Source organism: Amycolatopsis sp. NBC_00348 (assembly GCF_036114655.1).
Taxonomy (GTDB): Bacteria; Actinomycetota; Actinomycetes; order Mycobacteriales; family Pseudonocardiaceae; genus Amycolatopsis.
In genome coordinates this window covers 6,684,131-6,710,500 of record NZ_CP107994.1, presented here as the reverse complement: position 1 = coordinate 6,710,500, position 26,370 = coordinate 6,684,131, and the positions used below count along the sequence as shown (strand labels likewise).

Sequence of the window (26,370 nt, the reverse complement as noted above, 5' to 3'; positions counted from 1 at the left end):
CGGTCACGATCGCAAGCGAGCTGGGCGGACGTCGCGAACGTCAGGACACGCAGAATTCGTTGCCCTCCGGGTCCGCGACCGTCACCCAGCTGTGTGGTCCCTGCTGTCCGCGGTGCAGGAACTTCGCGCCCCGCGTGGTCAGCTTCTCCACCGTCGCGTCGACGTTGGCCGCGCCTACCCAGACGTCCAGGTGGAGCCGGTTCTTCACGGTCTTGGGTTCCGGGACCAGCTGGAACAGCACCCGCCTCGGCGGGCCTTCGGGTGGGGAATCCGGGTGCCGGATGGCGGCACCCGTCTTCCACACCAGTGCCCCGTTGTGCGTCTTCGTCTCCGCGTCGCTCGCGTAACCCTTCGCGATCATCTCGCGGATGAAGTCCTCATCAGTCGGTTCCACGGCCCAGCCGAGCGTCTCGGCCCACCAGTCGGCGAGCACGTGCGGGTCGGCTGAGTCGACGGTCACCTGGAAGTCATACGCCATACCGGCACGTTAACGACCGAGTCCGACATTTTCCGGAGCGCGAGGTCTTCGGGCACCACCGTGAACCGCCACTTGTCGACGCCGCCGCCCATGATCTCGGCGTAGCGGCGGGCGCCGTCCGCGTTCGCGAAACGCACTTGCTGGCCGTTCGTCAGGTGGGTGATCTTGACCGCCACGCTGCCTCCTCAGAACTCCCCGAAAAGATTGGGCCGGCCCGCGGAGCTTCCCCCTCCGGGACCGGCCCGCACAGTAGAACACATGTTCGACTGGTCGCGCCAGTGGATCCCCCAGGTAGGGGAGAAAAGGGCATTTGCGCAGGTCAGAGCGGACGGATCATCGCGGCGCGCGGCCAGGTGTCCAGGCCGCGGGCGGCTTCGGAGCGGCGGATGTCACGCAGCCCGTCGCCGATTTCGGCGTCCTCGACGACGCGGAACCGCAGCCGTTCGTAGTAGGGCGCGTTCCACGGCACCTCGGTGAACGTCGTGAGCGTGAGCGCCGGCAGACCGCGCTCGGCCGCCCACTCGGCGAGCGTCTCGATCAGCGCGCTGCCCAGGCCGCGCCGCGCGTGGCTGGGCCGGACCGAGACCTGCTCGATGTGCGCGCGTCCGTCGACGACTTCCGCGATGAGGTAGGCGACCGGGCGGTCGTCGGAATCGACGCTCACCCAGGCGCGGCCGTCGGCCTGGTAGACCGACAGCTCCGCGACCGAGCCCGGGTCGTCGTCGGCGATCGCGGCCATGTCGAGCTCGCGGAAGAGCCGCCCGGCCTCGCGTTCGACGTCGATCAGGGCGGGCAGGTCGTCGGGGCGCGCGAGCCGGATCACCCGCGCATTCCTACTCGCGCGCCGGCTCCGGCGCGCGGCATTTTTACAGCGAGTACGACGAAATCGTCCGCTGGATGCGGTCGGCGTAGCCGCGCAACGCCGTGATCGCGTCGTCGCGGGCGCCTTCGGAGATCCGGGCGGCGGGACCGGCCACGGTCAGCACCGTCGGCCGCCTGCCCATCGTCGGCACCGGGACCGAACAGGCCCAGACGCCTTCGTCGATTTCCCCGGAGCTGACCGAGAACCTGTTCTCCTGCGCGAACTTCAGCTCGTCGCGCACGCCGGTGCCGTACTGGTCGATGATCGGCGGCAGCCGCCGGTCGCGTTCGATCTCCGGCAGCAGCGCGAGCAGCATCTTGCCGGACGCGCCGAGCCCGAGCGGCACCGAATGCCCGGGCTCGAAGGTGAACCGCATGGCGCGGTCGCACTCGACGCGGTCCGCGCACACGGCGGCGTCACCGAACTGCTGGAACAGCATCACGGTCTCGCCGAGTTCGCGAGCCGCTTCCTCCATGGCCGGCTTCGCCAGCCGGACGAGGTCGTTCGCCAGCTGTGCGGCCCGCGCGAGCGGCATCACCTGACTGGTCAGGTGGTAGTGCCCGGCAGTGCCCTCTTCGAGCAGCTGCAGCTCCTTGAGCAGGGCGACGTAGCGGTAGGTCGTCGCGACCGGTGTGCCGATCGTGGCGGCGAGCTCGGCCACACTGGCCTCCCACCGGCGCTCGGAGAACGCGAGCAGCAGCTGCAGGACCTTCCGGGAACTGCTGGCCCCGGGGGTACGGCGGGGGGAAGTGGTGGCGGAACCGTCGACGGCACTGACGGCAGGCGTCATCATGACCTCTCGGTGAGACAAAAACGACCTTCGCTATCACACGGGGTGAATAAATTAGCACGTTGCGTGAAACGAAAGCCAGCATTTCCGAATCCCGGTCAGATTCCCACTTGCGCTCGCCGAAGTGATTTTTGTTGTAGCACAACGGTGTTCAACGACGCTCCAGGAACGGCGTCAGCAGCCCCGGAAGTGCCTCGTCGGCCAGTGTCAGCCCGTCCGTCTCGCCGACGTCCAGCACTTTGTAGTGGCCCTTGCCCGCGGCCACCGGGGCGATCACCGTGACCAACCCGGCCCGGCGCTGGAAGAACGAACGCTCGACGACGACGCCCGTCATGCCGTCGCACCGGACCACCGCCGTGCCGCGGTCCAGTGAGCCCGACCGCGTCACCAGGTAGCGGCCCGTCAGCGCGTGGCCGAGGCCGCGGTAGCGGTCCCAGCCCACCAACGCCGCGAACGGCAGCAGCACCACGGCCACCTGCCACGGCCAGTCCGGCCAGCCGGCGAGCCACGCCAGGGCGTAGAGCGCCGCTCCCAGCAGGAGCACGCCGATCACCGCGCGGGTCAGCCGGCGGTAGAGCGCCCGGCGGGGGTGCCGCACCAACGGCGTCGCCGCGGGGTCTTCGCCGAGGACCGCCGCGACGACCTCGTGGACGCGGGCGACCGGCGCCGGGGGCAGCAGGAGGCCGCCGCTCTTGTCCGCGCCCTTGCCCTCGCGCAGGCCGCCCGCGATGGCGACGCAGCGGGCGCCACCCGCCAGGCGCAGCGGCAGCGGCTCGCGGACCTCGACGCCGCGCAGCCGGTCCTCCTCGATCGACACCGAGCGCGTCGTGATCAGGCCGCGCCGGATGTGCAGCGTGCCGGCGGGCTCGCGGGTGAGCCGGAAGTTCCAGAACGACAGGATGTAGCCGCCCACCGACAGCACCGACACGAGCAGCAGCAGCCCGACGGCGGCGAGCACCACGCTCACCCACGCCGGCGTGTCGGCGAAGTGCCCGACGACCGTCCGGACCAGCGAGAACTGGACCGGGTCGAAGTGCAGTTCGTGCGCGAAGTGGTAGACGGTGCCGACGGCCGCGCCCACCACCGCCAGCCCGGACAGCGTGAACGGCGCGTACCGCAGCCACCGCTTGTCGACGGCGGCGACGAGCTGCTCCGTCGGCGCGGCGGGCTCGGCTTCCGTCGAAGACGGAGCGGCCACGGCCTTCCGGTGCAGCAGCAGCGTCCGCAGCCGCTGGGCCTCGGCGACCGTGACGGCGTCGAGCACCAGCTCGTCCTTGTTCGGCCCCTTGCCGTGGTTGTGCCGTCCGGTGCCGATCCGCGCCGCGGCCAGCGAGAACAGCCGGTGCTTGGGCTCGGAGGTGACGTCGACCGTGCGGATCCGGTCGCGCGGGATGGCCCGCTGCTTGCGCAGCAGCAGCCCGGTGTGCCACTCGACCTGCGACTCGGTGATCCGGTAACGCGACGTCAGGACGTGCGAGACGCCGGTGAAGACGGCGATGGCGGTGAAGGCCAGGCCGATCCACTGCCACGGCTCGCCGTGCCCGAACAGCAGCGCGCCCAGCAGCACCGGCAGGGACTTCACCAGGTCCAGCACCGGCCGGATGAGCAGCATGCGCCGGTCGAGGTGGTGCCACGGCGCGTCCTGCGTGCCCTCGGCGGGCCGGACCACGGCCGTCTCGGTGTCGGCGCTGCTGCTCATGTCGCGTCCCCCCGGATCGCTTGCGTCGTCTTCGTCAGCTCGTCGGCCAGCTCCAGCGCGCGGTCGTGCCGCAGGCCCGAGATGCGCAGCGGGCCGGCCGCGGACGCCGTCGTCACCGTGAGCTTCGCCAGCCCGAAGAGCTGCTCGAACGGGTCGCGCTCGATGTCGACGGTCTGGATCCGCGAGATCGGCGCGATCCGCCACTGCTGCTTCAGCCAGCCCGCCTGCGTGTAGACGGCCTCGCCGGTGACCTCCCAGCGGTGCACGCGGTAGCGCCACTGCGGCATCACGATCAGGTGCAGCGGACCGAGCACGCACGAGATCACCAGCGTCACGCTGAGGAACGCGGGCGCGTCGTCGCTGGTCGCCACGATGAGCGTCTGCACCCCGATCAGCACGATCCAGAGGATCGCGGCGGTCGTCGTCCAGTAGCCGATGGCCCGGCGGCTGACCCGGTGTGCCGGCGGCCGCAGCCGCAGGGCCGTACTCGTGGTGTGTTCGCTCACCGCTTCAGCGTGCCCGATCGGTGGCTTGCGCGCCCACGACAAGTGTCACGATGCCGATCCGGTCCGGCCTCGATCGCATGGCGTTACGATCCCCGGCACAGCCGGTGGAATGGAATCCCCGTCGGGGTGTGTTGTGCTTGAAGGATTCGCATACGTGTCGGCGAGCAGTGAGCAGGAGGATCCGGTGGGATTCGATCCCGACGACCTGTACGAGGTGGACTCGGACGTCCCCGACCTGACCGGGGCGGTGTTGCTGCACCACTTCGAGGGGTTCATGGACGCGGGTTCGGCGGGTCGTCTGCTGGCCGAGCACCTGCTGAGCGGGGAGCACCGGGTGGTCGCGCGCTTCGACGTCGACCGCCTCATCGACTACCGCTCGCGGCGCCCGACGATGACCTACGCGGTGGACCACTGGGAGGACTACGACGCGCCGGAACTGGTCGTCCACCTGCTGCACGACGCCGACGAGACGCCGTTCCTGCTGCTGGCGGGCCCGGAGCCGGACCACGACTGGGAGCGGTTCTGCGCCGCGGTCCGGAACCTGGTCGAGCGCTGGGGCGTCCGGCTGACCGCCGGCTTCCACGGCATCCCGATGGGCGCGCCGCACACCCGCCCGCTCGGCGTCACCGCGCACGCCACCCGCCAGGACCTGGTCGGCGAGCACCAGCCGCTGCCCAACCGGCTGCAGGTGCCGGGCAGCGCCGCCGCGCTGCTGGAGTACCGCTTCGGCGAGTGGGGACACGACGCGGTCGGGTTCGCCGCGCACGTGCCCCACTACCTCGCCCAGCTGGCCTACCCGACCGCGTCGCTCAACCTGCTCGACGCGCTGGGCCGCGCGACCGGGCTGAACCTGACCGTCGGCGAGCTGCGCGGGGCCGCGGACCTCGCCGCCGCCGAGATCGAACGGCAGATCGCGGCGTCCGACGAGAACGCCGGCGACGTCGTCCGCGCGCTGGAGCGGCAGTACGACGCGTTCGTCGAGGCGTCCGAGAAGGGCAGCCTGCTCGCCGAGTCCGTCGAGCACATGCCGACCGCCGAGGAGCTCGGGACGCAGTTCGAGCGGTTCCTCGCCGAGCAGAACGGCGGCGAGACCCCGGAGCGTTAGGCCACGGCCAGCAGCACCCGCGAGTGCTTCGGCGTCGTCGCCTCGTCGACCAGCGCGAGCGCGAAGTCCGCGTAGGCGAACGTCTCCGCGGGGATGAGCGTCGTAACGGCCGTGCGGTAGGAGCCCGTGCCGTCGCCTTCACCCAGCACGACCGGTGGCGGCGCGACGACCAGCCAGTCCAGGCCGCTCTCGCGCAGCACCGCCAGCTCGGCCGCGTGCCCCAGCGAGAACGCGCGGTGCTCGGCCGGGAAGTCCGGCGCGTCGTGCACCGCGACGCCGGGCGCCGTCTCGAGCGTCGTCCCGATCCCGGCGACGACCAGGCGGCTCACCCCGGCCCGTTTCAGGCCGTCCACCAGCGCGCGGGCGGCGGCCGGGAAGAACTCGCCCGACGCTGTTCCGGTGGCGTACGCGACGCTGATGACCGCGTCGTGCCCGGCCACCACCTCCGCGACGCTGTCCGCGTCGGTGACGTCGGCCGCGACACCCTCGTGGCGACTCGGGTCGCGCACCGCCGCGGTGACCTGGTGGCCTCTCGCTGTCGCCTCGGCGACGACACGCTGCCCGGCCCGGCCGCCGGCGCCGAACACGATGATCCTGCTCATGGAATCCCCTTCCGTCGCCGGTGAAACTAGGCTCGGGGGTGCCGGTTACCGCAACGAAATCGGCTTCGACCTGGGGGTGTGCGATGACGACCTACGACCGCATCGGCGTCGGTTACGCGCTGGGCCGGCGGACCGACCCGCGCTGGCTCGCGCCGCTGCTCGACGCGCTGGGAGACGCGGGCACGGTGCTCGACGTCGGCTCCGGCACGGGCTCCTACGAGCCGCCCGGGCGGCGGGTCACCGCGGTCGAGCCGTCCGCGGAGATGATCCGGCAACGCCCTCCCGGCGCCGCGCCGGTGGTGCGCGCGGTCGCGGAGGCCCTGCCGTTCGCCGCGGGCACGTTCGACGCCGCGCTCGCGGTGCTGACCGTGCACCACTGGCCCGAGTGGCGGCGCGGCCTCGCCGAACTGCGCCGGGTGGCGCGGCGGCAGGTCGTCCTGGCCTACGAAACCGGGCGCCACAACGACTTCTGGCTGGTGCGCGAGTACGTGCCGGAGGTGGCGGAGCTGGAGCGGTCGCGTCCGTCGGCGTCGGACATCGCGGCTTTCCTGGGAGCGCGGAGCGTCGTCCCGCTGCCGGTGCCGTGGGACTTCACCGACGGCGTCTTCCCGGCCCACTGGCGGCGTCCGGAGGCCTACCTCGACCCGGCGGTGCGGCAGGCGTGCTCGGCCCTGGCCCAGACGGCACCCGACGCCGTGGCGCGCGGCATCGCCCGGCTGCGCGCGGACCTGGCGTCCGGTCGCTGGCACGAGGAGCACCGGGACCTGCTGGACCTCCCGGAGTGGGACGCGGGCTTCCGGCTCGTCGTGAGTGTTCAGGGCGGTTCTAACCGCCCTGAACACTCACGAGAGGCGACCACGGGGTGAGGTACCGTCCCGGGATGAACCAGACGGAAAGCCCTTCGTCCGCAGCGAAAACCCTGAGGCGCACGCTGGGCAGGCTGTTGTTCCGGGTGGCCTCGAAAGTGCACGACCCGTACACCGATCAGCTGAACCGGATGAGCGCGGAGCTGCGCGAGGAGATCGTCCGCCAAGGTGACCGGCTCCTCGATCGGGTGGTGGAGTTCGAGATCCGCAGCCGCCGCGACATCGTCTACGCCGGCGACCAGGACGCCGCGCTGGAGAGCAACGTCTTCGCCCGCGAGCACCTGGTCGGCGCCCCGCACTTCGGCCGTCCGAAGCAGACACTCGAGTACGCGCTTTCCCTGGCGCCCCAAGGCGGGATGGCGCTGGAGTTCGGCGTCGCGTCAGGCAACACGCTGCGCACGATCACCCGCGCTCGCAACAGCGAGCAGGTCTACGGCTTCGACTCGTTCGACGGCCTGCCCGAGGCGTGGCTCAACGGCATGCCCGCCGGCGCGTTCGCCCGCGACGACCTGCCGGACGTCCCGGGCGCCGAGCTGGTCGTCGGCCTGTTCGCCGACAGCCTCCCCGGGTTCCTGGACGGGCACCCGGGGCACGTCGACTTCCTGCACGTAGACGGCGATCTCTACAGCTCCGCCAAGACCGTCCTCGACCTCTGCGGGCCGCGGCTGCGCGCCGGCAGCATCGTGCACTTCGACGAGTTCTTCAACTTCCCCGGCTGGAAGCGGCACGAGTACCGCGCCTGGACGGAGTACGTCGAGCGCACCGGCGTCGAGTTCGAGTACGTGGCCTACACCTACAACGACAACCAGGTCACGGTGAAGATCACGAAGGTGTAGGCGGTCCGTCGGCGATCTGGCGCAGCTCGAGCGCGCCGGCCTCGGCCCACGGGTGCCGCGACGCGACCTCGACGGCCGTCTCGTGGTCGGGGCAGTCGAGGATGACGTAGCCGCCGATCTGCTCCTTGGTCTCGGCGAACGGGCCGTCGGTGAGCAGGACGTCGCCGTCGCGCACCCGCAGCGTCTTCGCCTCGGACGGCGGACGCAGGCCCGTGCCGGTCTGCTGGATCCCGCGCCGCGCCAGCTCGGCGCCCCATTCGTGGCAGCGCTGAGCCATTTCGGGGCCGGCGGCCGCTTCCGCGGATTCGTCACCGGCGAGCAGGAGCAGGTATCGCATGCGGTCAGCATGCCACGCGGCTCAGCCGAAGCAGCCTTGCTCATTGAGCGGCCCGAACGACGGCAGCAGCAGCCCGCACAGGTAACCGTCGACCCACCGGCCGTTGCCGGCGAGGTTGACGCCGAGGCGGACCAGCGGCGCGAACCCGCGGATCCCGGCGGCGAGCGCGTCCTGGTTGCGCTGCATCATCGACGTCAGCTGGTCGAGCTGGGTGAGCAGCGGCCCGAGCTGGGTGTTGGCGAGCAACGTGGACAGCTGCCCGTCGCACGAGGCGAGCGTGTCCGAGAGCCCCGACAGTCCCGTGAGCGCGGCGCGGACGTCCTACGGGGATCGGCTCGTCCGGGTCGAGCGTGGCTTCACCCTGCGGGTCGAGCGCCAGGAACTTCTGGCCCAGCACGGTTTTCAGCCGGATCGCCGCGTCACGCCGAAGTGAGCAGCGGGTATTCGCGGTACTCCAGCGCGTTGGCCGCCCGGTCGGTCATCCGCAGGAAGATACCGCCGAACAACCGCGTGCTCAGCATCTTGTAGGCGCGGTTGCGGTTGCGGATCTTCTTGGCCGTGCGCGGCGCGAGGAAGTTGCCCGAGCCCTTGCCGTTCTTCTGCCCGACCGCGGCCGGTTTGCGCAGCCGCTCCTCGTACTTCGCGAACGCCGTCACGTGGTCGCCGCCGGCCGCCGCGAGCTCCCCAGCCAAGACCTGGGCGCCCATCATCGCCAGCCCGGTTCCGGACCCGCCCGGCCCGGCGCACCACGCGGCGTCGCCGAGCAGTACGACGCGGCCCGTCGACCAGCGGTCGAGGTGGATCTGGCTGATCGAGTCGACGTAGAGGTCGTCGGCCGCGGGCAGCGCTTCGAGCAGCTTCGCCGTCTCCCAGCCGGTGTCCGCGAACAGCCGCGCGACCAGCGCCCGCTGCTCGTCGGTGCTGCGGCGGCGGAACTCGACGTCGTCGGCGGCGAAGACCAGCCCGACGTGCAGCCGGTCGGCGTGCCGGTGGCTGCCGACCATCAGGCCGCGGCCGGGCTCGTTGTAGAGCACGCTCGTGTGGTCGAGCCCGAGGTGGTTGGGCGCGGTGAACCCGGCGATGCCGAAACCGAGGTCGCGGCGGAAGTCCCGCTCCGGGCCGAACGCGGCGGCCCGCACCCCCGAGTGCACGCCGTCGGCCCCGACGACCAGGTCGAACTTCCGCGGCGCCCCGCGCCGGAAGGTGACCTCGACGCCGTCCGCGCGCTCGGTCAGGCTCCTGACGCGGTCGCCGAAGACGTACTCGGTGTAGTCCGCGGTGTGCTCGTACAGGACGCGGGCGAGGTCACCGCGCAGGATCTCGACCTCGCCGCTCCACGCCGCGCCGGGCACGCTCAGCTGCGGCTTCCCGTCGAGGCCGAGCACGGTCTGCTCGCCCATCGCCGTCTCGAACCGGCGCACGTCGCCGAGGACGCCCATCGCGGCCAGCAGCTTCACCTGCTCACCCCGGAAGTCGACGGCCTGGCCGCCGGGCCGCAGCTCCGGCGCGGTTTCGACGACGGTGACGCGGTAGCCGCTGCGGTGCAGCCAGTAGGCCGCGGACGGGCCGGCGATGCTGGCCCCGGACACGAGCACGGTCTTGGCGGTCATCGGGAGTTCCTCTCGGTCGGTGATGACCGAAGACTGCGTGCCGCCGCTGACGACCCGCGCACCGTTCACTGACGGCGGCGCCACTCGCTGGGCAGCACGCCGTAAGCCGCGCGGAAGCGGCGGGTGAAGTGGGTCGGGTCCTTGAACCCCCAGCGGCGGGCGACCGCGGCGATCGGGAGGTGCCGGTCGGCCAGGTCGGCGCGGGCCCCCGCCAGCCGGGCCGTGATGATCCACTGCTCGAGGCTCAGGTCCGCGGCCGCGCAGGCCCGGTAGAGCTGGCGCGGTGACACCGAGAGCGCGGTGGCGACGGACGCCGGGGACAGGCCGGGGTCGCCGAGGTGGTGGCGCACGTGGGTGCGCACCTGCGCGATCAACGTCGGCTCCTCGCCCGCCGCGCTCGCCAGCAGCGCCCGGACCAGGTCGACGCACACGCGGCCCAGCGCGTCCGCCGCGGGCGTCGCGCTGAGGGCGTCGGCGTCGCGGGCCAGGCCCTGGACGTGGTGCGCGACCAGCCGGTGGAGCGGGCTCGCCGCGAGCCGTGGTGCGGCCCGGCGGAGCGTCGCCGCGGACAGGCCCAGCTCGTCCGGCGGGAGGTGCAGCGTCCGCGAGCCGACGGGGCCCAGCCAGACGAACGTGACCGGCCGCGGGGTGCTGACCAGGCTCAGCTCGCCGGGCTCCTCCCCGCGCGGGAGGGGGATGCCGGCGGCTTCGACGCGCGACAGCGTCAGCGGCCCGAACGACCACCAGGCGAGCTGCGTCTCGAAACCCACGGTCATGAAGCCAGTCAACCGGACGGCTCGGCGTCTCGACAGCGCCCGGATCCCGCAATCGCGTGGCGCGGACGGCCGAGGGCCGGGCACCGAGAGCCGATCCGGCACGCGCCGGGCGCTCCTAGGCTCGGTTCTCGGAGAAAGGAGGTCGTGATGCCGTACGCCAGCACTTCCGACGGTGCCGAGATCTTCTACAAGGACTGGGGTTCCGGGCCGCCGGTGGTGTTCAGCCACGGCTGGCCGCTGAACGCCGACGCGTGGGACCCGCAGCTGAACCTGGTGGCGTCCAACGGGTTCCGCGCGATCGCGCACGACCGGCGTGGCCACGGCCGGTCCAGCCAGACGTGGACCGGCAACGACATGGACACCTACGCCGACGACCTCGCCGCGCTCATCGAGTCGCTGGACCTGACCGGCGTCGTGCTCGTCGGGCACTCCACCGGCGGTGGTGAGGTGACGCGCTACCTGGGCCGGCACGGCACCGAGCGCGTCCGCAAGGCGGTGCTGCTGGGCGCGGTGCCGCCGCTGATGCTGCAGACCGCGGCCAACCCCGGCGGCCTGCCGCTGAGCGCGTTCGACGACATCCGCGCCGGCGTCGCGGCCGACCGGTCGCAGTTCTACCAGGACCTGTCCGCGCCCTTCTACGGCGCGAACCGGCCGGGTTCGACGGTCTCGCAAGGCCTGCGCGACCAGTTCTGGCGGCTGAGCATGCAGGTCGGGCTGAAGGCGGCCTACGACTGCGTCGCGCAGTTCTCCGAGCAGGACTTCACCGGCGACCTCGGCAAGATCGAGATCCCGGTGCTGGTGGTGCACGGCGACGACGACCAGATCGTGCCGATCGACGCGGCCGGCCGGCGCAGCGCCGAGATCCTGCCGAACGCCACCCTCGTCGTCCACGAGGGCGCGCCGCACGGCCTGTGCGGCGACCACGAGACTCGGTTCAACGCCGAGCTGCTCGAATTCATCCGGGAGTGACCGTGACCGTCCCCGCACCCACCGCTCAGGAACTGGCCGAGGTCGAGCGGGCCAACACCTCCGGCAAGCAGCCGGTCGTGTTCGTCCACGGGCTGTGGCTGCTCGACACCAGCTGGGACCGCTGGGCCGAGTTCTTCGAGGCCGCGGGCTACGCCGCGGTCACCCCGGGCTGGCCCGACGACCCCGCCACGGTCGAGGAGGCCCGAGCGAACCCGGACGTCTTCGCGAACAAGAGCGTCGGCGACGTCGCGGCCTACCAGCAGGCCATCGTCGAGAAGCTGGACCGCAAGCCGGCCATCATCGGGCACTCGTTCGGCGGGCTGCTCGTCCAGATGCTGGCCGGACGCGGGCTGTCGGCCGCGACCGTCGCGATCGACCCGGCGCCCTCGCGCGGCGTGCTCCCGCTGCCGGCGAGCGCGCTCAAGGCGTCGTCGGCGGTGCTGACCAACCCGGCCAACCGCCACCGCGCGGTGGCGCTGACGTTCGAGCAGTTCAAGTACGGCTTCGCCAACGCCGTCAGCGACCAGGAGGCCCACGAGCTGTACGAGAAGTACCACGTCGCCGGCTCGGGCGTGCCGATCTTCCAGGCCGCGTTCGCGAACATCAACCCGCGCACCGAGGTCAAGGCCGACAACCTCAACCCCGACCGCGGGCCGATGCTCGTCATCTCCGGGGAGTACGACCACCAGGTGCCGCACGCCATCGCGCACGCCACCTACGAGCGGCAGCTGAAGAACCCGGGGACGACGGAGTTCGCCGAGCTCCCCGGCCGCGGGCACTCGCTGACCATCGACAGCGGCTGGCAGGAGGTGGCGGCCGCCGCGCTCGACTTCGTCGGCCGGTTCGTCAAATAACCGCAGGTCAGCCGGGTAAGGCGTCAGTTGGCCGGTGATGTCCGGTTCCAGTGGCTAGCATGGCGCGGTGGACCGTTCCGCCGCAGGCCGGATCCAGGAAGACGCCGACGAAGCCGTCGAGGCTCGCATTCTGGACGCCGCCGCGCACCTCATCGCCGAGGACGGCTTCGGCCGGATGAAGCTCGGCGGTGTCTGCGCGCGCTCGGGGTACGCGAAGGCCGTGATCTACCAGCACTTCGGCGACAAGGACGGCCTCGGCGGCAAGCTGGTCGAGTACGCCGTCGAGGAGTTCACCGACGCCTACAGCGAAGCGGTGGCGGCCCGGACCGGGTCCGCCACCGCGACGCCGATGGACATGCTGCGGGCGCTGCTGGACATCATCTTCGAGCTCATCACGACGATGCCGACGCTCAACCACGCGTTCCTGGCCCTCTGGGGCGATGCGTCCGCGGAGAGCTCGGCCATGCGCGCCGCCCTCACCGAGGCCGACCGCCGGTTCCGCTTCGCCATCGCCCAGACCGTCGCCAGCGGCGTCGCGGACGGGAGCATCACGGGCGTCCGGGACGCCGACGCGTACGCGTCCGCCCTGCTCGCCCAGCTGCGCGGGATCTCGATGCAGGCCCTGATCGACCCGGACGGCATCGACCTGCGCGGCGTCCGCGCCGAGCTGGAGCGCGGCGTCGACCGGCTGTCCGCGAGCTTCCGCGGCACGCTACAGGCTGAAGGCGATTGACCGCAGCACCAGCACGGCGACGAACACCAGCGTGAAGGCCAGATCGAGCGAGATTCCGCCGAGCCGCACCGGCCGCACGACGCGCCGCACCGGCCCGATCACGGGCTCGGTCGCCGCGTAGGCCAGCCCGCGGGCCCGCCGGGTCCACGGCGGGCTGGTGCCTACCATGCCGACCCAGTCCAGCACCATCCGCGCGATCAGCACGAGCATGTACAGGGTCAGCGCGAACCCCAGCAACGTCCCCAACGCACCCATCGGTCCTCCTCCGTCTTACTACCCGATGAACGCGCGGGGGTGGCGGAGAGTGCCAGGTCTGTCCGGTTTCACAGCTTTTCGACAGGAAGCAGGGTGACGCGGTATCGCCACGACCCGTCTTCGCGGACGCCGCCGTGCCGTTCGATCGTCTTCGCCGAGGCGACGTTGCCCGGCGCGCAGACGAGGACCACCTCGGGCATCCCGCGGGCGCGCGCCTCGTCGAGCACGCGGGCCAGGGCCCAGCCCGCGAGCCCACGTCGGCGCGCGGACGGCCGGACGCCGTAGCTGATGTGCCCGGCACCCGCGTCCCTGCGGCGCAGAGCGATCCCGCCGAGCACGCGCTCGCCGTCGACGATCCACCAGTACTCGGTGGACTCGTCGGTCGCCAGCCGCGTCAGCCAGGCCGCGAACCCGGCCGGCGTCCCGACCTCGTCGGCGGGGAGCAGCCCGAAGCCGTCCTCGTGGCGGCCGGGGCCCCACTCGGCGTGCGCGTCCAGCCAGGCGGTGCGGCGGTCCGCGGTGGGCGTGATCAGTTCCGGCACTCCGCGACCGTATCCGCCCAGCGGTGGATCGCGAAGTGGCTGCCGTCGCGGCGGATCTCGGCCGCGCCAGGGCCCGCGAAGTGCGCCGGCACAACGAGTTCCCGGTTGTCGGCCGCGCGTTCGAGCACGCTCCGGCGAGTGGCGGCGGCCTGGCGCGGGTCTTCGCAGAAGCAGCTGCTGTGGCGGGGATCGAGGATCTGCACCGGGCTGTGCAGCAGGTCGCCGACGAACACGGCGCGGTCCGCACCGGACGTCAGGCGCACGAGCGCCGAGCCGGGCGTGTGGCCGGGCGCCGGCTCGAGCGTGAGGTTGCCGTCGATGCGGTGGCTCGTCTCCCACAGCACGGCCCGGCCGAGGATCGGGGCGATGCTGTCGGCGTAGACGAGGAGGCTGCTTTCGCGGCGCAACTGCTCCTGCTCGGTGCGCGGCGCCGGGCGGCGATGGGCGTTGCGCGGATCGAAGTACGTCTGGTCGGCGCGGGGGATCAGGTAGGTGGCGTTGGGAAAGGCCGGCACCCACTCGTCGTTGCGCAGCAGGGTGTTCCAGCCGACGTGGTCGTAGTGGATGTGGGTGTTGACGACGACGTCGACGTCGTCGGTCCGCACCCCGGCGTCGGCCAGGCGGTCCAGGAAGCCGGTCTTCAGGTGGTCGAAGAGCGGGATCTGCGGTCGCTGCCGGTCGTCGCCGACGCCGGTGTCGACGAGGACGACCTGGCCCTCGCTGCGCAGCACCCACGTCTGGACGGCGGCGTGGTAACCGTCGGTCTCCGGGTTCCAGTGGTCGGGTGCGAGCCAGGACGCGTTGTCCCGCCGGAGCCCGGCCGGGCTCTCCGGCACGCTGGTCCGCAGCGGGGCGATCTCACCCTGCCACTCGACGACCTTGAGCACTTCGACGTCACCGATCTGCATGTCTCCACGCTAAGACGTTCGTGTGAGTGTTTCCATGGCCGAAATGCTCGTCTGAATGCGCAATCGTCTCACGGTTACGATGGTCTCGTGGACCTCCTGAGCGACGCGATCGCCGCGATGCGGATCGGACAGCCGACGTCGAACCGCCTGCGCGCCGGCTCGACGTGGTGCTACCGCTTCGCGCCGTACGAGGGGCGCGGGGTTCCACGTGCTGCTGCGGGGGAGCGGCTGGCTGGTCCCTTCGTCCGGCGAGCCGGTGCCCCTGGGCGCGGGCGACGTGGTCCTGGTCCCGCACGGCAGCGCCCACACGCTGTCGTCCGCCCCGGACGCCGCCGGCGCGGTGCCGTTCGAGACGGCGGCGCCCGACCCGGACGGCCGCACGGAGTTCCTGTGCGGCAAGTACCGCCTGGACCGCGCGCGCCAGCACCCGGTGCTCGCGGCCCTCCCGGAGGTCGTCCACCTCCCCGCGAGGATCGGCCACCACCCGGAACTACGGGCGGCGATCGACCTGCTGGGCGGCGAGGTTGCGGCGTCCCGCCCCGGCCGGGACACGGTGGTGACGGGCCTGCTGGACCTGTTGCTGGTGTACCTGGTCCGGGCCTGGCTGGCTTCGACCGAGCACCAGGGCTGGCCGGAAGCCTTGCGGGACCGCGAGATCGCGGCCGCACTGGCGGCATTGCACGAGAATCCCGCGGCCCCGTGGCGCATCGAGGACCTCGCGGCCCGGGTCGGCTTGTCGCGCGCAACGCTGGCCCGCCGCTTCACGGCGTTGACGGGCCGCCCCCCGATGGCGTACCTGACGTGGTGGCGCATGACCACGGCGGCGAGCCTCCTGCAGGACACGGACCTGCCGCTGCCCGCACTGGCGGCGAAGGTGGGTTACGGCTCGCCGTTCGCGTTTTCACACGCGTTCAAGCGCGAATTCGGTGTGGCGCCGGGAAAGTACCGGCTGGCGGCCGCATGAATCGACCCCTACCGCGTGTTCGCTGGTAGGGGCCGGTTTTGCGCAATGGATCTGGGTGCCCTCGGCAGGATTCGAACCTGCGACACCTGCCTCCGGAGGGCAGTGCTCTATCCCCTGAGCTACGAGGGCCCATCGCTGGGCGACTTCAGAAGCTTAGCGCATCCCCCGTGACCCGCGCGGGCAGGGCGCCGCAAAACGAATTCGCTGGTCAGGGGGCTGAAGTTGATCCATTCGTGGGCGTCTCGATAGCGTGGGAGGCCCACCTGAAGGAGCTGTCGTGGTTGAGCCGTTCCGGGTACCGCTCGATGAGGCCGACGTCGCCGACCTGCGGGAGCGGTTGCGGCGGACCCGGTGGCCCGAGGCTGAGACCGTCGACGACTGGTCGCAGGGGGCGCCGCTCGCCTACGTGCGGGAGCTCTGCCGGTTCTGGGGCGAGGAGTACGACTTCGGCTTCGCCGGCCGGCTCAACGCCTTTCCGCAGTTCCGGGCCACCGTCGACGGCGTCGGCCTGCACTTCCTGCACGTCCGGTCGCCCGAACCGGGCGCATTGCCGCTCGTGCTCACGCACGGCTGGCCCGGCTCCGTCACCGAGTTCCTCGACGTGCTCGGGCCGCTGACCGATCCGCGGGCGCACGGCGGGGATCCGGCCGACGCCTTCCACGTCGTCGCGCCGTCGCTGCCCGGGTTCGGGTGGAGTGACAAGCCCGCGCTCAAGATCCCGCGGGTCGCCGAGCTGTGGGACGCGCTGATGACATCGCTCGGCTACGAGCGCTACGGCGCCCAGGGTGGCGACTGGGGTGCCGCCGTCACCAACGCGCTCGCGCGGTTCGAGCGCGTCGCCGGGGTGCACGTCAACTACGCGCCCGTGTCGCTGGACCGGGACGACCCGACGGAGCAGGAGCGGCAGGCCCGCGCCGACCTGGCGGAGTTCCGGCGGACCGGCAGCGCCTACGCCGCGCAGCAGGGCACCCGGCCGCAGACGCTCGGTTACGGCCTGACCGACTCGCCCGCCGGGCAGGCCGCCTGGATCGCCGAGAAGTTCTGGGCCTGGACCGACCACAAGGGACAGCCCGAGGACGCCGTCTCCCGCGAACGGCTCCTCGACGCGATCTCCGTCTACTGGTTCACCGCGACGGCCGCCTCGTCGGCGCGGATGTACTGGGAGAACACCGACCGCGACCTGTCCCCGATCACCGTGCCCGCCGGGGTTTCGGTGTTCCCCAAGGAGATCGTGCGGCCTTCGCGGCGGCAGGCGGAGCAGCGTTACGCCGACCTGCGGTGGTTCGAGACGCTGCCCGTCGGCGGTCACTTCGCCGCGCTCGAGCAGCCCGAGCTGTTCGTCCAGCAGGTCCGCGGCTTCTTCCGGCTGGTGCGCTAGCCGGAAGAAGCGCCGAAGCGTAATCGGTCCGCCAGGCGGGAAACCCCTCCTGGTGGATTGGTCGGCGCGCGCGTGCGGGGTACTTTTCGGATGAGTGAACTTAGGCTCCCCTCTGTTGCACATATGCGCATCCGACTATATGTTGGGCCTCGACGGCGAACCGGGAACGGAGGCGAAATGGGGCATGGACACGGGCACGGCCAAGCGGCCGCGCCGGCGAGCGCGTCAGGCAGGTACGTCCGGAGCCTGACGATCGCCCTGGGCATCGGCGCCGGGTTCATGGTGCTGGAGTTCGTCGTGGGCTTCGCGACCGGCTCGCTGGCGCTGATCTCGGACGCGGCGCACATGTTCACCGACGTCCTCGGCGTCGGCATGGCCCTGACCGCGATCATCCTGGCCCGCCGCTCCGGCCCCACCGTCAGCCGCACGTTCGGCCTCTACCGCGCGGAGGTGCTGGCGGCGCTGGGCAACGCGATCCTGCTGTTCGGCGTCGCGGGGTACGTCCTCGTCGAGGCCGTCGGCCGGATCAGCGACCCACCTGCGGTGGCCGGCCTGCCGGTGCTGCTGGCCGCGACGGCCGGCCTGGTGGCGAACATCGTGTCGTTCGCGGTGCTGCGCTCGGGGGCGAAGGAGAGCCTCAACGTCCGCGGCGCGTACCTCGAGGTGCTGGCCGACCTGATCGGCTCGGTCGGCGTGCTGGTCAGCGGCGCGCTGACGCTGCTCACCGGCTGGCGCTACGCGGACCCGATCATCGGCGTCGCGATCGGCCTGTTCGTGCTGCCCCGCACGTGGACCCTGGCCCGCCGCGCGCTGCGCATCCTCTTCCAGCACGCCCCGCAGGGCGTCGACGTCGGCGCGATCAGCGCGGAGCTGTCGGCGCTGCCGGGCGTCGCGGACGTGCACGACCTGCACGTCTGGACCCTGACGTCGGGCATGGAGGTGGCGTCGGCGCACCTGACGCTCGCCCCGCCGGCGCAGCAATCGGACGTGCTGACCGAGGCCCAGAACCTGCTCTCGACGCGCTACGCGATCGAGCACGCGACCTTGCAGGTGGAGGCACCGCACTGCGCACGCCGCTGCCAGGAACTCTCCTGGTAGCTCGCGCCGGGCCCCCAAGTCCCGAAAGCCGTGAAGGCCTCCTTGCCGGCCATAAGAGCCGGTAAAGAGGCCTTCACGGACCTCGAAAGCTCGTCAGGGGAGCGGCTGGGCGCCTCGGCCCGCGAGCATCAGCTTCATCTGGTCCATCTCCGCGCCCTGGGACGTGAGGATGCTGTTCACCAGGGCCTTCAGCGCCGGCAGGTTCGAGTGCTCCGACGCGTACTGCGCCATCGACGTGCCGCCCTGGTGGTGGCGGAGCATCAGCTGCAGGAAGTAGACGTCGAACGGGCGGCCCGACAGTGAGCGCAGCTTCGTCAGCTCCGTGTCGGTCGCCATGCCCGGCATCAACGCGCCGCCTGACGGCGACAGCGACGACGGGGCCATCGACATGCCGTCGTGGCCGGACATCGGTTCCGTCATCCACTTCATCGGCGCGCCGATCGCCTGCTCCGGCTGGTCCCACAGCATGAGCCAGCCCTTCATGCGGCCGACCTGCTCGAGCTGCGTGCGTTCGATGTCGAACGCGAGCTGCTTGATCTCCGGGTCGGTCGTGCGGTCGCGGGCGATGCCCGACATCGTGACCGCCTGCAGGTGGTGCGTCGACATGTCCTGCGCGAAGCCGACCTCGACGGAGTCGCGGGCCGGGGTGGCCGTGGCCGCCGGGTCGTCGACGGCGCGGGTGAGGAACATCCCCGCGACGCCGCCGATCAGCAGGACCGCCAGCAGCGTCCCGCCGATGATCACCCAGCGCGACCACGTCGGCTGCTCGACGACCTCATCGGTTTCGAGGTCGTCGAGGTCGGCTCCGGAACTCACTGGGACGGCGCGCCCGAGGCCGGGGCGGACGCGGGGGCGGTCGGCACGCCGCCGGGGGCGCCCTGCTCACCCTGCGCGGCGGTGCTGCCCTTGTAGTCCATCGGCTTCGCGTCCGGGCCCGGCTTCGACGGGTCGAACGGCGGCGGGTTGTCCGGGTCGAACGAGCCGGGCACCGCGTCGCAGGACGCGCCGACCTCGGGGTAGACGCCGTTCGGGTTGCTGCGCAGGGCCGCGATGAACTCGTCGATCCGCGGGTCGTCGGCGCTGTCCAGCTTCAGCTGGTGGCCCCAGGACTGCAGCGAGATCGGCTTGTCGAGACCGGGGTAGGGCGACAGCATCGTGAACGGCTTGTCCTTGGCGCGCACGCTCAGCAGGTTCAGCGCGTCACCCGAGATCTGCTGCGGGTTGTAGGCGATCCACACCGAGCCGTGCTCGAGCGCGTGCACCATGTTCTCGGTGCGGACGGCGTTCGGGTAGACGATGCCGGTGCAGGTGGCCCACGTCTGGTCGTGCGGGCCGCCGAACGGCGGGGTCTTGTCGTAGGCGACGCGCTCGGTCGGCAGGACGTGCACACTGCCGGTGTAGGTCGCGGTGATGACGCCGGGGATGCGCTTCGAGGGATCCGGGTCGGACGCGGTCGGCGCGAACGCGGCGGCGGCCTCTTCGCGGCTCGCCTGGTCACGCTTCGGCGCGGACGCCACCATGTAGTAGGTGATCACGGCGGCGGCGAGGGCGACGATGGCCACGACCGCGATGATCGTGCCCCATGGCGTGCCCTTCTTGCTGACCACGGAACCGCGGGCCACTTTCACGGCCGACCCCTTTTTCCCAGTTGTCCGGTTCGCCATGGCTCCCGCGTTCTCCTCTGCTGGCTGCGGACGGATTCCCGCCCGGGCCAGTGTAGAGACCACACGTCTGATCACCGTTAACACCTCACGTGGATGCCCGCCGTGACGTGGCCGAGACCGCTGCGAGCGCCCGACCTGGGCACACCTAGAATTCGACGAGTGACTCCCGCCGCTCTCGCCGACCTGGTCCGCAGCTCCGCCGTGCAGGTACTGACCGCACGCGGCATCGACGACACCGTGCTGCCGGAGCAGGTGACCATCGAACGCCCGCGCAACCCCGACCACGGCGACTACGCGACGAACCTGGCCCTGCAGGTGGCGAAGAAGGCCGGCCTGAAGCCGCGTGAGTTCGCCGAGGCGCTGGCCGCGGCGGTCGCGGCGGCCGACGGCGTCGCTTCGGCCGAGGTGGCGGGCCCTGGGTTCCTCAACTTCCGCCTGGCCGCGGCCGCGCAGGGCGACATCGTGCGCCAGGTCATCGAGGCCGGCGCCGCCTTCGGCCGCGGGGACGCGCTGGCCGGCACCAAGATCAACCTCGAGTTCGTCTCGGCCAACCCGACCGGCCCGATCCACCTGGGCGGCACCCGCTGGGCCGCGGTCGGCGACGCGCTGGGCCGCGTGCTCGGCGCGCAGGGCGGCGAGGTCACCCGCGAGTACTACTTCAACGACGCCGGTGCGCAGATCGACCGGTTCGTCCGGTCCCTGATCGCCGCCGCGAAGGGCGAGCCCGCGCCGGAGGACGGCTACGCGGGCGGCTACATCAACGACATCGCCGCCGAGGTCATCAAGGCCGAGCCGAGCGCGCTGTCGCTGCCGGAGCAGGAGCGGCACGAGACGTTCCGCCGCATCGGCATCGGGCTGATGTTCACCGAGATCAAGGACAGCCTGCACGAGTTCGGCACCGACTTCGACGTCTACTTCCACGAGAACTCGCTGCACGAGTCGGGCGCGGTCGACGCCGCCGTCCAGCAGCTGAAGGACTCCGGGAACCTCTACTTCGCGGACGGCGCCTGGTGGCTCAAGTCGTCCGAGTACGGCGACGACAAGGACCGCGTCGTCATCAAGCAGGACGGCAACCCGGCCTACATCGCCGGCGACCTGGCCTACTTCAAGGACAAGCGCAACCGCGGCTTCGACCTCTGCATCTACATGCTCGGCGCGGACCACCACGGCTACATCGCCCGGCTCAAGGCGGCCGCGGCGGCGTTCGGCGACGACCCGGCCACGGTCGAGGTGCTGATCGGCCAGATGGTGAACCTGGTCAGCGACGGCAAGCCGGTGCGGATGTCCAAGCGCGCCGGTACCGTGATCACGATGGAGGACCTGGTCGAGGCGGTCGGCGTCGACCCGGCCCGCTACGAGCTGATCCGCTACTCCGTCGACTCCACTTTGGACGTCGACCTGGACCTGCTGCGCAAGCACTCCAACGACAACCCGGTCTACTACGTCCAGTACGCCCACGCGCGGCTGGCGTCCCTGCAGCGCAATGCGGCCGATCTCGGCATCAAATCCTCTTCGGACGTCGACTTCGGACTCCTGACGCTGCCCGCCGAGGGCGACCTGATCCGCACCATCGGCGAGTTCCCGGAAATGGTGCGTCGGGCCGCCGACATGCGGGAGCCGCACCGGATCGCGCGCTACCTCGAAGAACTCGCGGGCGCTTACCACAAGTTCTACACCGTGGGCCGCGTGCTGCCCCAGGGCGACGAAGAGGTGACCCCGCTGACCCACGCGCGGCTCGCGCTGTGCGAAGCGGCCCGCCAGGTCCTGGCCAACGGCCTCGCCCTGCTCGGTGTTTCTGCTCCGGAACGGATGTAATCGATGGCGCACCCCGCGGGCCCACGGCACGCCGACGTCTACCCCCACGCCGACTCCTCCGGGTTCCCGCCCGCGAGCGGCGACGAGCTCGACCGGCTCTACCCGAAGGTCTGGCCCCGCAACACCTTCCGCGGCGCGGACGGCGTCGTGCGGATCGCCGGCGTCGACGTGCGCGAGCTGGCCGAGCAGCACGGCACGCCGCTGTTCGTCGTCGACGAGGCCGACTTCAAGTCCCGCTGCGCGGACTACGCCGAGGCGTTCGACGACCCGGCGCTCGTGCACTACGCGTCCAAGGCGTTCCTCTCCATCGAGATCGCCCGCTGGGTGGCCGAGCAGGGGCTGAGCCTGGACGTCTGCAGCGGTGGCGAGCTCGCCGTGGCGCAGCGCGCGAGCTTCCCGGCCGAGCGGATCACCTTCCACGGCAACAACAAGTCGCCGGCGGAGCTCGAAGCCGCGGTCGTCGCGGGCGTCGGCACGATCGTGCTCGACTCCTACTACGAGATCGCCCGGCTGGCCGACACCGCCGCGCGCCACGACGTCGTGCAGCCGGTGCTGATCCGGGTGACCGTCGGCGTCGAGGCGCACACCCACGAGTTCATCGCGACGGCCCACGAGGACCAGAAGTTCGGCTTCTCGCTGGCCGCCGGGGACGCCGCGGAGGCGGTGCGGCGGGTGCTCAACGCGCCGTCGCTGAAGCTGACCGGCCTGCACAGCCACATCGGCTCGCAGATCTTCGACGCCGACGGCTTCGAGGTCGCCGCCCGCCGTGTCGTCGGGCTGCTCGCCGACCTGGCCAAGGAACACGGCCCCGAGCTGCTCGACCAGCTGAACCTGGTCGACCTCGGTGGCGGCTTCGGCATCGCCTACACCGACAAGGACAACCCGCCGCCGCCGGCGCAGATGATCACGCAGATCCGCGAGATCGTCCGCAAGGAGTGCGCCTACGCCGGGCTCCCGGTGCCGCGCATCGCCGGCGAGCCGGGCCGCGCGATCGCCGGGCCCGGCACGATCACGCTCTACGAGGTCGGCACCATCAAGGACGTCGCGCTCGGCGACAACGCCGTGCGCCGGTACGTGAGCGTCGACGGCGGGATGAGCGACAACATCCGCACCGCGCTCTACGACGCGGTGTACGACGTCCGGCTGGTTTCCCGCTCCGCGAGCGACAACGAAGAGCCGGTGCACGCCGTGTTGTCCCGGGTCGTGGGAAAACACTGTGAGTCCGGCGACATCGTCGTACGAGACTGCTGGCTGCCCGACACGCTGGCTCCGGGCGACCTGGTGGCCGTCGCGGCGACCGGTGCCTACTGCTACTCGATGGCGAGCACGTACAACCGGCAGCCGCGCCCGGCCGTGGTCGCCGTGCGCAACGGCGGCGCCCGGCTGCTGCTGCGGCGTGAGACGACCGACGACATGCTGCGCCTGGAGGTCTGAGAAACCGTGTCCGAACGCAGTGACACTCCAAAACGTGCGATCAGGGTCGCCCTGCTCGGCTGCGGGACCGTGGGCGGCGAGGTCGCCCGGTTGCTCACCGAGCAGGCCGGCGAGCTGGCCGCCCGGGCGGGCGCGCCGGTCGAGCTGGCCGGCATCGCGGTCCGCCGCCCGGACAAGCACCCCGAGCTGCCACCGGAGCTGCTGACCGCCGACGCCGAGAAGCTCGTGACCTCGGACGACGTCGATGTCGTGGTCGAGCTCGTCGGCGGGATCGAGCCGGTGCGCAGCTGGCTGCTGGCCGCGCTGAAGGCCGGGAAGTCCGTGGTCACCGCGAACAAGGCGCTGCTCGCCGAGCACTCCGCCGACCTGTTCGAGGCGGCCGACGCCGCCGGCGTCGACCTCTACTTCGAGGCCGCCGTGGCCGGGGCGATCCCGCTGCTGCGGCCGCTGCGCGAGTCCCTGGCGGGTGACCGGATCACCCGCGTGATGGGCATCGTCAACGGCACCACGAACTACATCCTGTCCGCGATGGACTCGACCGGCGCCGGTTACGCCGAGACGCTCGACGAGGCCAGCCGGCTCGGGTACGCCGAGGCCGACCCGACCGCCGACGTCGACGGCTACGACGCCGCGTCCAAGGCCGCGATCCTCGCCTCGCTCGCCTTCCACACCCGGGTGACGGCCTCGGACGTGCACCGCGAGGGCATCGCCGACGTCACCGCCGCCGACCTCGGCGCGGCGCGCGTGCTCGGCCGCACGGTCAAGCTCCTCGCCATCTGCGAGCGGGTGACCGACGACGACGGCGTCGAGTCGGTGTCCGCCCGCGTGCACCCGGTGATGATCCCGCGCAGCCACCAGCTGGCCGGCGTGAGCGGCGCGTTCAACGCCGTCTACGTCGAGGCCGACGCCGCCGGCGAGCTGATGTTCTACGGCCAGGGCGCGGGCGGCGCGCCGACGGCGAGCGCGGTGCTCGGCGACCTGGTCGCGGTGGCCCGCAACCAGGTGGCCGGCGGCCGCGGCCCGCGCGAGTCGGCGCACGCGGCGCTGCCGGTGCGGCCGATGGGCCAGACCCCGACCCGGTACCACGTAAGCCTTTCCGTGGCCGACCGCGCCGGGGTGCTCGCCCAGGTGGCACAGGCGTTCGCCGCCCACGGCGTGAGCATCGCGGCGGTCCGCCAGCTCCACGTCGACGACCGCGCGAGCCTGGTCGTCGTCACGCACCAGGCCCCCGACGCGGCCCTGCGGTCCACTGTGGACGAGATCGGACGGCTCGATGTCGTCCACCATGTTGTCAGTGTGATGCGGGTGGAAGGCGAAGACGCATGAGTATCAAGGCCTGGCCCGGGATCATCGAGGCGTACCGGGACCGCGTTCCGGTCCCCGACGGCGCGCGCGTGATCACGCTCGGGGAGGGCAACACCCCGCTGCTGCCCGCCCGCTACCTGTCCGAGCTGACCGGCTGCGACGTCCACCTCAAGGTCGAGGGCGTCAACCCGACCGGCTCGTTCAAGGACCGCGGCATGACCGTGGCCATCACGCACGCGCTCGCCAGCGGGCTCAAGGCGGTGATCTGCGCGTCGACCGGCAACACCTCGGCCTCGGCCGCCGCCTACGCCGTGCGCGCCGGGCTCACCTGCGCCGTGCTGGTGCCCCAGGGCAAGATCGCGATGGGCAAGCTCGCCCAGGCCGTGCTGCACGGCGCGCGGATCCTGCAGGTCGACGGCAACTTCGACGACTGCCTCGAGCTCGCCCGCAAGACCGCGGCCGACTACCCGGTCACGCTCGTCAACTCGGTCAACCCGGTGCGCATCGCCGGCCAGAAGACCGCCGCGTTCGAGGTCTGCGACGCGCTCGGCCGGGCGCCGGACGTCCACTGCCTGCCGGTCGGCAACGCGGGCAACATCACCGCCTACTGGGCGGGCTATTCGGAGTACGCGGCCGATGGTGTGGTGAAGAACACCCCGCGGATGTTCGGCTTCCAGGCGGCCGGCGCGGCGCCGCTGGTGCTGGGCGAACCGGTGCGCGACCCGGACACGATCGCCACCGCGATCCGGATCGGCAGCCCGGCGTCGTGGACCGCCGCGGTCAAGGCGAAGAACGAGTCCCACGGGCTCTTCGAAGCCGTCACCGACGAGAAGATCCTCGAGGCGTACCGGCTGCTCGCCGGGCGTGAGGGCGTGTTCGTCGAGCCGGCGTCGGCCACCAGCGTGGCCGGCCTGCTCGCGACGGCCGCCGACGGCCGGCTGCCGAAGGGCGCCACGGTCGTCTGCACCGTCACCGGCCACGGCCTGAAGGACCCGCAGACGGCGCTGGCGGGCAACGTCGAGGTCGAGCCGCTGGCCGTGGACCCCTCGGCGGTCGCGGCGGCCCTGGACCTGCGGTGAGCGGCGCCTTCCGCGTCACGGTCCCGGCGTCGACGGCGAACCTCGGGCCGGGCTTCGACGCGTTCGGGATGGCGCTCGCGCTCTACGACGTCGTCGAGGTGCAGGTCACCGACGAAGGCCTCAAGGTCGAGGTGATCGACGCGGGCGCGGGCGGCGTCGCCGACGTGCCCACCGACGAGTCTCACCTCGTGGTGCGGGCGATCCGGCGGACCTGCGCGCACCTCGGCGTCGACCCGCCCGGCCTGCACCTGCGCTGCTACAACGCGATCCCGCACGCGCGCGGGCTCGGCTCGTCGGCGGCCGCGGTGGTCTCCGGCGTCGCCGCCGGGTACGCGCTGGCGGGCCGGGAAATCGACGAATTCGACGCGCTGCAGCTGGCCGCAGGCTTCGAGGGTCACGCCGACAACGCGGCCGCGAGCCTGTTCGGCGGGCTCGTGCTGGCCTGGTGCGAGGGCACGGTGTTCCACGCCGAGCGGCTGACCCCGCACGCCGGGATCCGGCCGGTCGTCGCGGTCCCGGCCGTCCGCTCGGCCACCGCGACCACGCGCGGCCTGCTGCCGGCGACGGTGCCGCACCGCGACGCCGCGCACAACGCCGGCCGCGCCGCCCTCGCCGTGCACGCGCTCACGGCGAAACCGGAGCTGCTGCTGGCGGCCACCGAAGACCGCCTGCACCAGCTCTACCGCGCGCCCGCTTACCCGGCGAGCACCGCGCTGGTGGACACGCTCCGTGCACAAGGCGTGGCCGCGGCGATCTCCGGCGCGGGCCCCACGGTGCTCGCGCTGACCACGACGGGAATATTGCCGCCAGGGGCCGGTGTTGAGGGTTTCGACGTCTACGAGCTGCCCGCGGATCTCGCGGGTGTGCAGGTTGCGGCTCAGTAAAGGCTGGGTCACGTGCCTGCG

Annotated in this window: 28 protein-coding genes, 1 tRNA gene and 2 pseudogenes; 14 read left to right on the top strand and 17 right to left on the bottom strand. The window is 71.8% G+C overall.

The genetic code is table 11. From position 1 onward, the window contains the following. Nucleotides 1-40 precede the first annotated feature (40 nt). The 6 genes from OHS58_RS29220 to OHS58_RS29195 all read right to left on the bottom strand — a co-directional run bounded on the left by OHS58_RS29220 (nt 41) and on the right by OHS58_RS29195 (nt 4,377). Nucleotides 41-478 carry a VOC family protein gene (locus tag OHS58_RS29220; protein ID WP_328644681.1) on the bottom strand — a complete coding sequence of 146 codons (438 nt, stop codon included), beginning with the start codon at nt 476-478 and terminating at the stop codon, nt 41-43. Beyond that, nucleotides 457-654, bottom strand: a complete 198-nt coding sequence (locus OHS58_RS29215; protein ID WP_323323023.1) for a hypothetical protein — start codon at nt 652-654, stop codon at nt 457-459. The genes OHS58_RS29220 and OHS58_RS29215 overlap by 22 nt, the downstream gene beginning before the upstream one ends. 143 nt (nt 655-797) lie before the next feature. Then, entirely contained in the window at nt 798-1,301 is a 504-nt protein-coding gene (locus OHS58_RS29210) for a GNAT family N-acetyltransferase (protein WP_326944173.1), read from the bottom strand. Nucleotides 1,302-1,344: 43 nt separating this feature from the next. Beyond that, the gene (locus tag OHS58_RS29205) at nt 1,345-2,130 is read right to left on the bottom strand and encodes an IclR family transcriptional regulator (RefSeq protein WP_326951649.1); all 786 of its coding nucleotides are present in this window, start codon (nt 2,128-2,130) and stop codon (nt 1,345-1,347) included. 151 nt (nt 2,131-2,281) lie between these two features. Beyond that, the gene (locus OHS58_RS29200; RefSeq protein WP_326944172.1) at nt 2,282-3,829 is read right to left on the bottom strand and encodes a PH domain-containing protein; all 1,548 of its coding nucleotides are present in this window, start codon (nt 3,827-3,829) and stop codon (nt 2,282-2,284) included. Further along, a complete protein-coding gene (locus OHS58_RS29195; protein ID WP_442788282.1) occupies nt 3,826-4,377 on the bottom strand; it encodes a PH domain-containing protein in 552 nt (183 codons plus the stop codon). Before OHS58_RS29195 ends, OHS58_RS29200 begins: the two co-directional genes overlap by 4 nt. A 142-nt stretch (nt 4,378-4,519) precedes the next feature. On the opposite strand from OHS58_RS29195, the gene OHS58_RS29190 reads away from it, so the two are divergent. Next, nucleotides 4,520-5,440 (top strand): proteasome assembly chaperone family protein, encoded by a 921-nt coding sequence (locus tag OHS58_RS29190; RefSeq protein WP_247057202.1) that lies wholly within the window; start codon nt 4,520-4,522, stop codon nt 5,438-5,440. Here the strand turns inward: OHS58_RS29190 and OHS58_RS29185 are convergent. After that, on the bottom strand, nt 5,437-6,042 hold the full coding sequence (locus OHS58_RS29185) for an NAD(P)-dependent oxidoreductase (RefSeq protein WP_328644680.1): 606 nt from the start codon (nt 6,040-6,042) through the stop codon (nt 5,437-5,439). The two genes, OHS58_RS29190 and OHS58_RS29185, sit on opposite strands and share 4 nt — an antisense overlap. 83 nt (nt 6,043-6,125) lie before the next feature. Between OHS58_RS29185 and OHS58_RS29180 the strand changes: the two genes are divergently transcribed. Continuing rightward, nucleotides 6,126-6,908, top strand: coding sequence for a class I SAM-dependent methyltransferase (locus tag OHS58_RS29180; protein ID WP_328644679.1), 783 nt, complete (start codon nt 6,126-6,128; stop codon nt 6,906-6,908). A 14-nt stretch (nt 6,909-6,922) separates the two neighbouring features. After that, complete coding sequence (locus OHS58_RS29175; protein WP_328644678.1) at nt 6,923-7,744, top strand: class I SAM-dependent methyltransferase; 822 nt, start codon at nt 6,923-6,925, stop codon at nt 7,742-7,744. Here OHS58_RS29175 and OHS58_RS29170 read toward each other — a convergent pair. The 4 genes and pseudogenes from OHS58_RS29170 to OHS58_RS29155 all read right to left on the bottom strand — a co-directional run bounded on the left by OHS58_RS29170 (nt 7,731) and on the right by OHS58_RS29155 (nt 10,467). Next, a complete protein-coding gene (locus tag OHS58_RS29170; RefSeq protein ID WP_326944167.1) occupies nt 7,731-8,081 on the bottom strand; it encodes a YciI family protein in 351 nt (116 codons plus the stop codon). The two genes, OHS58_RS29175 and OHS58_RS29170, sit on opposite strands and share 14 nt — an antisense overlap. Nucleotides 8,082-8,102: 21 nt before the next feature. Beyond that, a pseudogene (locus OHS58_RS29165) lies at nt 8,103-8,508 on the bottom strand (ABC transporter substrate-binding protein); the annotation flags it as partial. Continuing rightward, a complete protein-coding gene (locus OHS58_RS29160; protein ID WP_328644677.1) occupies nt 8,501-9,691 on the bottom strand; it encodes an FAD-dependent monooxygenase in 1,191 nt (396 codons plus the stop codon). The gene OHS58_RS29160 and the pseudogene OHS58_RS29165, both read right to left, overlap by 8 nt. A 65-nt stretch (nt 9,692-9,756) precedes the next feature. Next, complete coding sequence (locus OHS58_RS29155) at nt 9,757-10,467, bottom strand: helix-turn-helix domain-containing protein (RefSeq protein WP_328644676.1); 711 nt, start codon at nt 10,465-10,467, stop codon at nt 9,757-9,759. Between the two features lie 147 nt (nt 10,468-10,614). On the opposite strand from OHS58_RS29155, the gene OHS58_RS29150 reads away from it, so the two are divergent. The 3 genes from OHS58_RS29150 to OHS58_RS29140 all read left to right on the top strand — a co-directional run bounded on the left by OHS58_RS29150 (nt 10,615) and on the right by OHS58_RS29140 (nt 13,023). Further along, nucleotides 10,615-11,436: an alpha/beta fold hydrolase gene (locus OHS58_RS29150; protein ID WP_326944164.1), complete on the top strand. Its 822-nt coding sequence runs from the start codon at nt 10,615-10,617 to the stop codon at nt 11,434-11,436. Nucleotides 11,437-11,438: 2 nt separating this feature from the next. After that, nucleotides 11,439-12,290 (top strand): alpha/beta hydrolase, encoded by an 852-nt coding sequence (locus OHS58_RS29145; RefSeq protein ID WP_326944163.1) that lies wholly within the window; start codon nt 11,439-11,441, stop codon nt 12,288-12,290. 67 nt (nt 12,291-12,357) lie between these two features. Beyond that, nucleotides 12,358-13,023, top strand: a complete 666-nt coding sequence (locus OHS58_RS29140) for a TetR/AcrR family transcriptional regulator (RefSeq protein WP_326958144.1) — start codon at nt 12,358-12,360, stop codon at nt 13,021-13,023. Here the strand turns inward: OHS58_RS29140 and OHS58_RS29135 are convergent. From OHS58_RS29135 to OHS58_RS29125, 3 genes are all read right to left on the bottom strand, one after another. Beyond that, nucleotides 13,003-13,278, bottom strand: coding sequence for a YggT family protein (locus OHS58_RS29135; protein WP_326944162.1), 276 nt, complete (start codon nt 13,276-13,278; stop codon nt 13,003-13,005). The two genes, OHS58_RS29140 and OHS58_RS29135, sit on opposite strands and share 21 nt — an antisense overlap. Before the next feature lie 68 nt (nt 13,279-13,346). Further along, complete coding sequence (locus OHS58_RS29130) at nt 13,347-13,820, bottom strand: GNAT family N-acetyltransferase (protein ID WP_328644675.1); 474 nt, start codon at nt 13,818-13,820, stop codon at nt 13,347-13,349. Continuing rightward, on the bottom strand, nt 13,808-14,728 hold the full coding sequence (locus OHS58_RS29125) for an MBL fold metallo-hydrolase (RefSeq protein ID WP_328644674.1): 921 nt from the start codon (nt 14,726-14,728) through the stop codon (nt 13,808-13,810). The genes OHS58_RS29130 and OHS58_RS29125 overlap by 13 nt, the downstream gene beginning before the upstream one ends. A gap of 87 nt (nt 14,729-14,815) precedes the next feature. On the opposite strand from OHS58_RS29125, the pseudogene OHS58_RS48815 reads away from it, so the two are divergent. Then, a pseudogene (locus OHS58_RS48815) lies at nt 14,816-15,692 on the top strand (AraC family transcriptional regulator). A 56-nt stretch (nt 15,693-15,748) separates the two neighbouring features. On the opposite strand, the gene OHS58_RS29110 reads toward OHS58_RS48815, so the two are convergent. After that, nucleotides 15,749-15,821 (bottom strand) — tRNA-Arg (locus OHS58_RS29110). Nucleotides 15,822-15,969: 148 nt separating this feature from the next. Between OHS58_RS29110 and OHS58_RS29105 the strand changes: the two genes are divergently transcribed. Together OHS58_RS29105 and OHS58_RS29100 are read left to right on the top strand one after the other, a co-directional pair. Next, a complete protein-coding gene (locus OHS58_RS29105; RefSeq protein ID WP_328644673.1) occupies nt 15,970-17,070 on the top strand; it encodes an epoxide hydrolase family protein in 1,101 nt (366 codons plus the stop codon). 177 nt (nt 17,071-17,247) lie between these two features. After that, nucleotides 17,248-18,168 carry a cation diffusion facilitator family transporter gene (locus tag OHS58_RS29100; RefSeq protein WP_247057166.1) on the top strand — a complete coding sequence of 307 codons (921 nt, stop codon included), beginning with the start codon at nt 17,248-17,250 and terminating at the stop codon, nt 18,166-18,168. Nucleotides 18,169-18,261: 93 nt separating this feature from the next. Here OHS58_RS29100 and OHS58_RS29095 read toward each other — a convergent pair whose 3' ends face one another. Together OHS58_RS29095 and OHS58_RS29090 are read right to left on the bottom strand one after the other, a co-directional pair. Beyond that, nucleotides 18,262-18,984, bottom strand: coding sequence for a DUF305 domain-containing protein (locus OHS58_RS29095; protein ID WP_326944156.1), 723 nt, complete (start codon nt 18,982-18,984; stop codon nt 18,262-18,264). Continuing rightward, nucleotides 18,981-19,796 (bottom strand): DUF3105 domain-containing protein, encoded by an 816-nt coding sequence (locus tag OHS58_RS29090; RefSeq protein WP_328644672.1) that lies wholly within the window; start codon nt 19,794-19,796, stop codon nt 18,981-18,983. The genes OHS58_RS29095 and OHS58_RS29090 overlap by 4 nt, the downstream gene beginning before the upstream one ends. Nucleotides 19,797-19,991: 195 nt before the next feature. On the opposite strand from OHS58_RS29090, the gene argS reads away from it, so the two are divergent. The 5 genes from argS to thrB are packed head-to-tail and all read left to right on the top strand — an operon-like array spanning nt 19,992 to nt 26,349. Then, nucleotides 19,992-21,647, top strand: a complete 1,656-nt coding sequence (gene argS / locus OHS58_RS29085) for an arginine--tRNA ligase (protein WP_328644671.1) — start codon at nt 19,992-19,994, stop codon at nt 21,645-21,647. Nucleotides 21,648-21,650: 3 nt separating this feature from the next. Then, the gene (lysA, locus tag OHS58_RS29080; RefSeq protein WP_247057159.1) at nt 21,651-23,081 is read left to right on the top strand and encodes a diaminopimelate decarboxylase; all 1,431 of its coding nucleotides are present in this window, start codon (nt 21,651-21,653) and stop codon (nt 23,079-23,081) included. 6 nt (nt 23,082-23,087) lie between these two features. Then, a complete protein-coding gene (locus OHS58_RS29075; RefSeq protein WP_326944154.1) occupies nt 23,088-24,407 on the top strand; it encodes a homoserine dehydrogenase in 1,320 nt (439 codons plus the stop codon). Further along, nucleotides 24,404-25,465: a threonine synthase gene (thrC, locus tag OHS58_RS29070; RefSeq protein ID WP_328644670.1), complete on the top strand. Its 1,062-nt coding sequence runs from the start codon at nt 24,404-24,406 to the stop codon at nt 25,463-25,465. Before OHS58_RS29075 ends, thrC begins: the two co-directional genes overlap by 4 nt. Continuing rightward, on the top strand, nt 25,462-26,349 hold the full coding sequence (gene thrB, locus OHS58_RS29065; protein WP_326944152.1) for a homoserine kinase: 888 nt from the start codon (nt 25,462-25,464) through the stop codon (nt 26,347-26,349). Before thrC ends, thrB begins: the two co-directional genes overlap by 4 nt. The last annotated feature ends 21 nt before the right edge of the window (nt 26,350-26,370 follow it).